The organism is Ferrimonas pelagia, from assembly GCF_039543565.1.
Lineage (GTDB): Bacteria > Pseudomonadota > Gammaproteobacteria > Enterobacterales > Shewanellaceae > Ferrimonas > Ferrimonas pelagia.
Genome location: NZ_BAABJZ010000090.1, coordinates 47,405 through 55,045 on the forward strand (window position 1 = coordinate 47,405; position 7,641 = coordinate 55,045).

Here is a 7,641-nt window from a genome sequence, read left to right on the forward strand (position 1 = left end):
ATCGAACCCGATAGTTTAACCGGCTATGGCGTTAAAAACTACAGAAGATCTTGCGGATCCCGCTCCAAGTGCCAGCGGCAGCGGCGATCCGGCTCCAGCGCCTGCAGTTTGGGCAGCCAGGCCTCGAGTCCTTGCTGCAACTGCGGCCGGGTTGGGGCGAGGATCAGCGCCTGGAAACGGTACTTGCCCGCCTTGCGCTCCATCGGCGCCGGCATGGGGCCGATCATCTGTACCCCGGGCGCGTCCAGCAGCTGCTTGGCGTCGCGGATAAAGTGGCGGGCGACGTCGGCATAGTTGGACTCACTGCGCAGGATCGCCAGCTGCCAGTGCGGTGGCAATTGCGCTTGTTGCCGCTCGGTTAGGGCGTCGTCGGCGAAGGCGGCGTAGCCAGCCCCCATCAATTGGTGCAGCAGTGGGTGCTCCGGCTGATGGGTTTGCAACACCACCTCACCGGCCTTGCTAGCCCGGCCTGCGCGGCCAGCGACCTGAACGTAAAGCTGGGCCAGGCGCTCGGCGGCGCGGAAGTCGGCGGAGAACAGCGCCGAGTCCACATCCAGCATGGCCACCAGGGTGACGTCGGGGAAATGGTGGCCCTTGGCCAGCATCTGGGTGCCGACCAGGATCTTGACCTCGCCTTTGCGGATCTGCTCCAGCTTGGCCTCCAGGCTGCCCTTGCGGCTGGTGCTGTCGCGATCGATGCGCACCGAGGGGTAATCCGGGAATAGGCGCTCCAGTGCGCCTTCGAGCTGCTCGGTGCCGACCCCGCGGGTGAACAGCTGGGTCGAGCCGCAGTCGGGGCACTGGCGCGGCAGCCCTTTCTGGCTACCGCAGTGGTGGCACTGCACCATGTTGGCGCCTTGATGGACGGTGTAGAAGGCGTCACAGCGTTGGCATTCGTGCAGGTAGCCGCATTCATGGCACAGCAGCGCCGGGGCAAAGCCACGCCGGTTGAGAAACAGCATCACCTGATTGCCGGCTTTGAGGTGGGTGCCAATGCGCTCGATCAGCGGGGTCGACATGCCCGCATCCAGATGCAGATGGCGAATATCCTGCAGGATCTGCTTGACCGGTCGGCCCAGGCCGGCGCGTTGGCTTAACTTGAGGTGGCGGTAGCGGCCGGTCTTGACGTTGTTGAGGGTTTCCAGCGCCGGTGTGGCGCTGCCGAGGATGATCGGAACCCGCTCCAAGTGGGCGCGCATGACCGCCAGATCCCGGCCGTGGTAGCGAAACCCCTCTTGTTGCTTGAAGCTGGCGTCGTGCTCCTCATCGATGACGATCAACCCCAGCCCCGGCAGCGGGGTAAACAGCGCCGAGCGGGTGCCCAGCACGATGGCGGCGCCACCGGCCTTGGCCCGCTGCCAACTGAGCAGGCGCTCACTGTCGTTGACGTTGGAGTGCAGCACCTCCATCGGCAGCGGGAAGCGGCGACGAAAGCGGGCGATGGTTTGCGGCGTCAGGCCGATCTCCGGTACCAATACCAGGACGGGCTGACCGGTGCGCAGTACTCGCTCCATCACGGTTAGGTAGACCTCGGTTTTGCCCGAGCCGGTGACGCCATCGAGCAGGAAGGGCTGGAAGCCTTCGCTGTCGTTGATCGCCGCCACGGCCACGGCTTGTTCCGGATTGAGGGTGGGTGGGGTTTCGCCCAGCTCAAACTCGGTGTCCCAGCGATCCTGCCACTCGGGCTGCTCGGTGTGTGAGGCGATCAGCGCTTTGCCAGCCAGCGCTTTGAGCGCCGGTCGGCTGAACTCTAAGGGGGCGATCTGATCATCCTCAAGTGCCGGTTGGTGCTGGAGATAGGCGAGGATCCGAGCTTGCTGGTGCGCGCCTTTGAGTGCGTTAGGGTCTTGCTGTCGGCCTTGCTCGGTCAGCCGCCACAGAGTGCGGGCTTTGGGTTCACTGCTCTCCCCCTTGCGCAGCTTGACCGGCAGCAGTTGTGGCAGCACCATGCCCAGCGGCGACAGGTAGTAGCGGCTGGCGGTATTGGCCAGTTTCCACAGTGGCGCGGGCAGCAGGGGCTCAGGATCCAGTACCTCGGTGATGGGTTTGAGTTTGCTGGCAGGGACGTCACAGTGTTCGCTGAAGGCGACGACAAAGCCGATCTGATGGCGCTGGCCAAAGGGGACCTTGACCCGGCTGCCAATGATGGGCAGCGGCGCATTGTCGAGGGGCAGGTAACTGAACAGGCGCGGCAGGGGCACCGGCAGGGCGATCTGGATAAACACGGTAGCTCACAGAGGATTGGACTCTCTACTACCCTAACAGAGATAATCGGCGGCGGTAGGATCGGATCCCAGAGTTGCGTTTCCGGCCCAGACCTTAGTGCAGAAAATCAGCAAGGGTTATTGCGGCAGAGCGGACCATGCTGTAAACTCTCGCGCCCTGAAACTATGTGTAATTACGTGTGGTGTCCGGCATAGATCCGGTATAGCGACACGGCCTAAATTGAGGTTTTTCCCATGAAAGATGGTATCCATCCTAACTACGCAGAGATCACTGCGAACTGTTCTTGCGGTAACGTGATCAAAGTTGGCTCCACTGTAGGTAAGAGCCTGCACTTGGACGTTTGCTCTGCATGTCACCCATTCTACACCGGCAAGCAGAAGGTACTGGATACCGGCGGTCGTGTTGAGAAGTTCAAGAACCGTTTTGGCGCGCTGTCTTCCAAGAAGTAAGCGTTTCAAACGATTCGAAGAAGGGCGCCTTAGGGCGCCCTTTCTTTTTGTCTCGCGTTTGTCCAGTCGCATTATTGCGGCGACTTGATCGCATAATTTCAACTTTGAACCTTTCTCTCATCCGCTCACTTTCGGCTTGCCGATACCCATTGCCTTGTTTTTCCTCATTCAATTCTATTTTTGCCGTGAACTTGGCGTGACGCTGGGCTGGTCACTGTGGCGTTAGCCGCCGACAGCGCGGACACAATGGGCCAATCAGGCCGGTTATTTGCGTTATATTCCTACTGTTTGGATGCTTGGGAGCATAAATTTTTGTTCTTATCATCAATGGGTTATATGGCAGTATGAGCATCGTGTGAATTTTTGTGATGTCGCCTTTGCTTTTGCCTGACATAGCGGTATGTTTTGCGCGTCCCCCAGACTTTTCACCCTTCGCATTTGGATAGATAACAAAATGACGGATCTGCGCGACCAAGCCCTCGAGTACCATGCCCAGCCGGTTCCCGGCAAAATCAGCATCGCTTTAACCAAGCCCGCCGAGACGGCGCACGATCTTGCTTTGGCCTACAGCCCTGGCGTTGCCGAGCCGGTCCGCGAGATCGCGGCCGATCCTAATGACGCCTACCGCTACACCAACAAAGGCAATCTGGTGGCGGTGATCACCAACGGCACCGCCATCTTGGGCCTGGGCAATCTAGGCCCCTTGGCGTCGAAACCCGTGATGGAGGGCAAGGCACTGCTGTTTAAGCGTTTTGCCAATATCGATTCGATCGATATCGAGGTGAAGCACCGTACCCCGGATGAATTTATCGATACCGTCGCCAACATTGCCGACACCTTCGGGGGGATCAACCTGGAGGATATCCGTGCGCCGGAGTGCTTTGAGATCGAGAAGCAGCTGATCGCGCGTTGTTCGGTGCCGGTGTTTCACGACGATCAACACGGCACCGCGATCGTGACGTCGGCGGGTTTGCTCAACGCCTTGGAGATCCAAGGTAAAGAGCTGTGCGAAAGCACCATCGTCTGCCTGGGCGCCGGCGCGGCGGCCATCGCTTGTATGGAGCTGCTGATCAAATGCGGTGCGATGCGCGAGAAGATCTACATGCTGGATCGTAACGGGGTGATCCACACCCGACGGGACGATCTTAACGAATACAAGAAGTTGTTTGCCAACAACACGGATAAGCGCACGCTGCAGGATGTGATCGTCGAGGCGGATGTGTTTGTTGGGGTGTCCGGGCCGGATCTGTTGTCGGCGGACGACGTCAAGCTGATGGCGGATAAACCAGTGATCTTCGCCTGCTCCAATCCTGATCCGGAGATCAAGCCGGAGCTGGCCCGGTCAGCGCGCCCAGACGTGATCATGGGCACCGGCCGCAGCGACTACCCCAATCAGGTTAATAACGTCCTCTGCTTCCCCTTTATCTTCCGCGGCGCGTTGGATGTGCGGGCCAGCTGCATCAATGATGCAATGAAGGTGGCGGCGGTGCATGCGCTGCGCGGTTTGGCCAAAGAGCCGGTACCGCAGAATGTGCTGGAGGCCTATGGCGCGGAGAGCATGACGTTTGGCCCGGATTACGTTTTACCCAAACCGGTGGACGGTCGCCTGTTGCCTCGGATCGCCAAAGCCGTGGCGCAAGCGGCGATCGATACCGGTGTGGCGGGGATCGCTGAATTGCCCTCTGCCTATGCCGCAAGTGACACGTAACCGCTTTTGCTGCTCTGGCTGAAGTCTGAGGGCGAAAGAATGGCTACAATAGACAAAGCTCGCAGTTGGCGGGCTTTTTTAATGGTTTGAGATTGTTATGTCGTTGAGATCTGTCATTGCCGCAGCCCTTGTTGCACTGAGCTGGCCCATACTGGCTGCACCGGGGGCCGAACAACGCCCGGAGTGGGGGATCGCCATCGGCGCCCGCTACGCCGATATTCCGTTTCAGACGGACGTCGATCAGGTGATGGATATCACCCCTCTGATGTATTTCAACTCTGAGCATTTCTACATTCACGGGCTCGAGGCGGGGTTCCACCTATGGGGTAATGAACGGCATCAGACCGCCCTGTTCAGCCGCTTTCGTTTTTTTGATATTCCGGCGGATTACCAGAATGAGTATCAAGAAGACAGCTTTGACACCGGCTGGCGTTATCGCTATCTACCAGGTCAGGATGACTACTTTGATGTGGAGCTGCTCAGTGATGGCAATGGCCGCAGCTACGGCCATTTTCGCTACGGTTTCTATCATCAGGAAGGCAAACTGGAGTTGTGGCCTGAGCTGTCGCTGGATTGGCGCAGCTCGAGCTTCAATGACAAGTATTACGGCTTAGGGTTGTATGAGTCCGGCGGCGATATCGGCGGCTCGGTCGGGATGGAGGCGCGCTACCACATCGCCAGCAACCTGTATCTGATGGGCAATGCCAAGATCAGTGCCTTTGGCGGCCCCTTGGGGGATCTGCCGACCCTGGACTCCCGCTACAACATCGAAACCTTTTTCGGCTTTGGCTTTTTCCCTGAGCCTTCCAAGCGGGGCGGGCGAGTGTCCTATGACTCTCTGGAGGGCCACTATGTGCGCGTCGCCCACGGCTATGCTACCGAATCCAATATGGGCGACATCTTCGGCGGCAGTTGGGTGAAGGATCCTTTTGAGAATCAGCTCACCTCGGTGTTTTGGGGCTTTCCTTTGACTCAAGAGCTGTTCGGCCTGCCGCTGGATATCTATTTGACCCCTGGGGCGATCGTGCATCACAGCTCTGAGGTGCAGGATCAAACCTTCGAAGGGGTCTTGGCGCTGAAAGCCTATTACACCTTTACCTGGCCCATCCGTTGGCGCTTCGGTGCAGGCGAAGGCCTGTCCTACGTTAAAGACATCACCCATATCGAACAGATCGAGATGGATCGCAAAGGCTATCGCCCCTCCAAGCTGATGAATTACGTTGATATCTCCTTAGATGTGAATATGGGCGATCTGCTCGGCTGGTCCAAGCTGGATAATCTCTGGCTGGGCTACAGCCTGCATCATCGCAGCTCCATCTTTGAAACCAGCTCGCAGTTTGGTCGGATCAAGGGCGGCAGCAACTACAACACCATCGCCCTGCAGTGGCACTTCTAGCCTGACAGGCCCAGCTCTTGGTATTGACAGCCCGGCATTGAGCCGGGCGTTTTTGTAACCGCGCGGGTGAATGCGGTTTCTGGCGACGGGATCGTCCGGGGGAATGTTGGCTTTTTACACTGCTTGACGGTAGCGGCGAATTCGCTGGGTAGACTGACAGCCAAGATCACACGACCAATTTGGTGGAGTCACGATGAAGTACCTAACCCCACTGGCGGCGACCCTGCTGTCTATGAACGTTGCGACGGCGCTGCACGCCGCCGAGGCCAGCTCCTATTCCAGTGTGCAGAGCGAAGGCACTCGCCCCAACATCATTATGATCTTCACCGACGATCTGCACTACGGCGCGCTGGGGGTGACTGGCTCGGTGAATACCGAGGCTAAGACGCCGAACATCGACAAGATCTTCAATGAAGGGGTGATCTTCCCGCAAGGCTACGCCACCCATGCGGTGAGCGCGCCCAGTCGTGCCGGCCTGATGACCGGCCGCTATCAGGCCCGCTTCGATTTCGAGACCCTGCCCGGCAGCACCGAAGAGCGGATGGAGGCCCGCTACGGCGTCAGCCTTGATGAAGTGATGATGTCGGATCTCTTGCAAGACGCTGGCTACAAGACCCACGCCATTGGCAAGTGGCACCTGGGGGCAAATCCCGAGTTTCAGCCGCACAACCGCGGTTTCGACCAATGGTTTGGTTACCGTGGCTCCTGCGGCTTCTATCAGTTTCGCAGCGAGAACCGGGCGATCAACCTGGGACAGCCCCTACCGCCGCTGGATCTGACCGAGAAACCGAATCTGGATATCGTTCGTAACGATGAGTCGGTGCACGTGCGCGGTTACCTGACCGAGGCATTTGCTCAGGAGGCCCGGGAGATCATCCTGCGGGAGAAGGAGGATCCCTTCTTCATCTATTACGCCCCCTACAATGCTCACGCGCCGGACATCGTGCCGGCCCATTACATTCCCGAAGGTGGCACTAAGCATGACGGCGTGATCGCCGCGCTGGATGTGTCGGTGGGCGTGATCCTCGATGCCTTGGATGAGGCCGGTGTGGCCGACAATACTTTGGTGGTGTTCTCCAACGACAATGGTGGCAAGCGCGAGTACAGCACCACCTTCAATGGTGGCAAGGCGACCTACTATGAGGGCGGTGTGCGGGTGCCGTTTGGCATGCGTTGGCCAAACCAGATCGAAGCGGGCAGCACCTTCAATGGTATGGTGTCGACCCTGGACATGCTACCGACCTTTGCCGCCGCAGCTGGCGCTGAGATCCCTACCGGTGTTGAGCTGGACGGCAAAGATCTGCTGCCCTTTGTGAAGGGGGAGCAAGCGGAAGGCGAGCTTCGTGGGGTGCATTTCTGGCGCAATACCGCGAACCGCGCCGTGCGCGATGGGGATTGGAAACTGGTTTGGGTGATCGATCGCGGCGCCCACAAGGCCAAGTTGCAAGAGCTCGGCATCGAGCACTTTAAGGGCCGCAAGCCTATCCACGCCGAGCGCGATGATGCCCTGTTTGGTGAGCCGCAGCTGTACAATTTGGCGGAAGATCCACAGGAGTCGAACGATCTGGCCCGCCAGTATCCTGAGCTCACTGAACGGATGGTACAGATCTTCAAAGAGTGGGAAGCCACCATTCCGAATTGGCGAGATGCTGAGATCGCCGAGATCACTGCGGCGGATGATTGAGCGTGCGTGATCGCGCATAAAGGACAAGGCCGATGCACTAAGTGCACCGGCCTTTTTGTTGGGTGTGCCAGGCATGGCACGCAGTGCCTTGACGGGCACTGTTCCGGTTCGCGTGGTGGCGATCGGATGACTTGGTGGTGAAAGTCCACTGCTGGCCCGGTAAGGGGAACAGCTAGCT

The 7,641-nt window shown here is 58.9% G+C and carries 5 protein-coding genes; 4 read left to right on the forward strand and 1 reads right to left on the reverse strand.

Annotated features, from left to right (window positions below):
- Positions 1 to 38: 38 nt before the first annotated feature.
- Positions 39 to 2,225 carry a primosomal protein N' gene (priA, locus tag ABEA08_RS14555; RefSeq protein WP_345336070.1) on the reverse strand — a complete coding sequence of 729 codons (2,187 nt, stop codon included), beginning with the start codon at positions 2,223 to 2,225 and terminating at the stop codon, positions 39 to 41.
- 234 nt (positions 2,226 to 2,459) lie between these two features.
- On the opposite strand from priA, the gene rpmE reads away from it, so the two are divergent.
- From rpmE to ABEA08_RS14575, 4 genes are all read left to right on the forward strand, one after another.
- Positions 2,460 to 2,675, forward strand: coding sequence for a 50S ribosomal protein L31 (rpmE, locus tag ABEA08_RS14560; RefSeq protein ID WP_345336071.1), 216 nt, complete (start codon positions 2,460 to 2,462; stop codon positions 2,673 to 2,675).
- A 454-nt stretch (positions 2,676 to 3,129) separates the two neighbouring features.
- Positions 3,130 to 4,383: a malic enzyme-like NAD(P)-binding protein gene (locus tag ABEA08_RS14565; RefSeq protein ID WP_345336072.1), complete on the forward strand. Its 1,254-nt coding sequence runs from the start codon at positions 3,130 to 3,132 to the stop codon at positions 4,381 to 4,383.
- Between the two features lie 97 nt (positions 4,384 to 4,480).
- Entirely contained in the window at positions 4,481 to 5,779 is a 1,299-nt protein-coding gene (locus tag ABEA08_RS14570) for a MipA/OmpV family protein (RefSeq protein WP_345336073.1), read from the forward strand.
- 193 nt (positions 5,780 to 5,972) lie between these two features.
- A complete protein-coding gene (locus ABEA08_RS14575; RefSeq protein WP_345336074.1) occupies positions 5,973 to 7,463 on the forward strand; it encodes a sulfatase-like hydrolase/transferase in 1,491 nt (496 codons plus the stop codon).
- Positions 7,464 to 7,641: the final 178 nt, after the last annotated feature.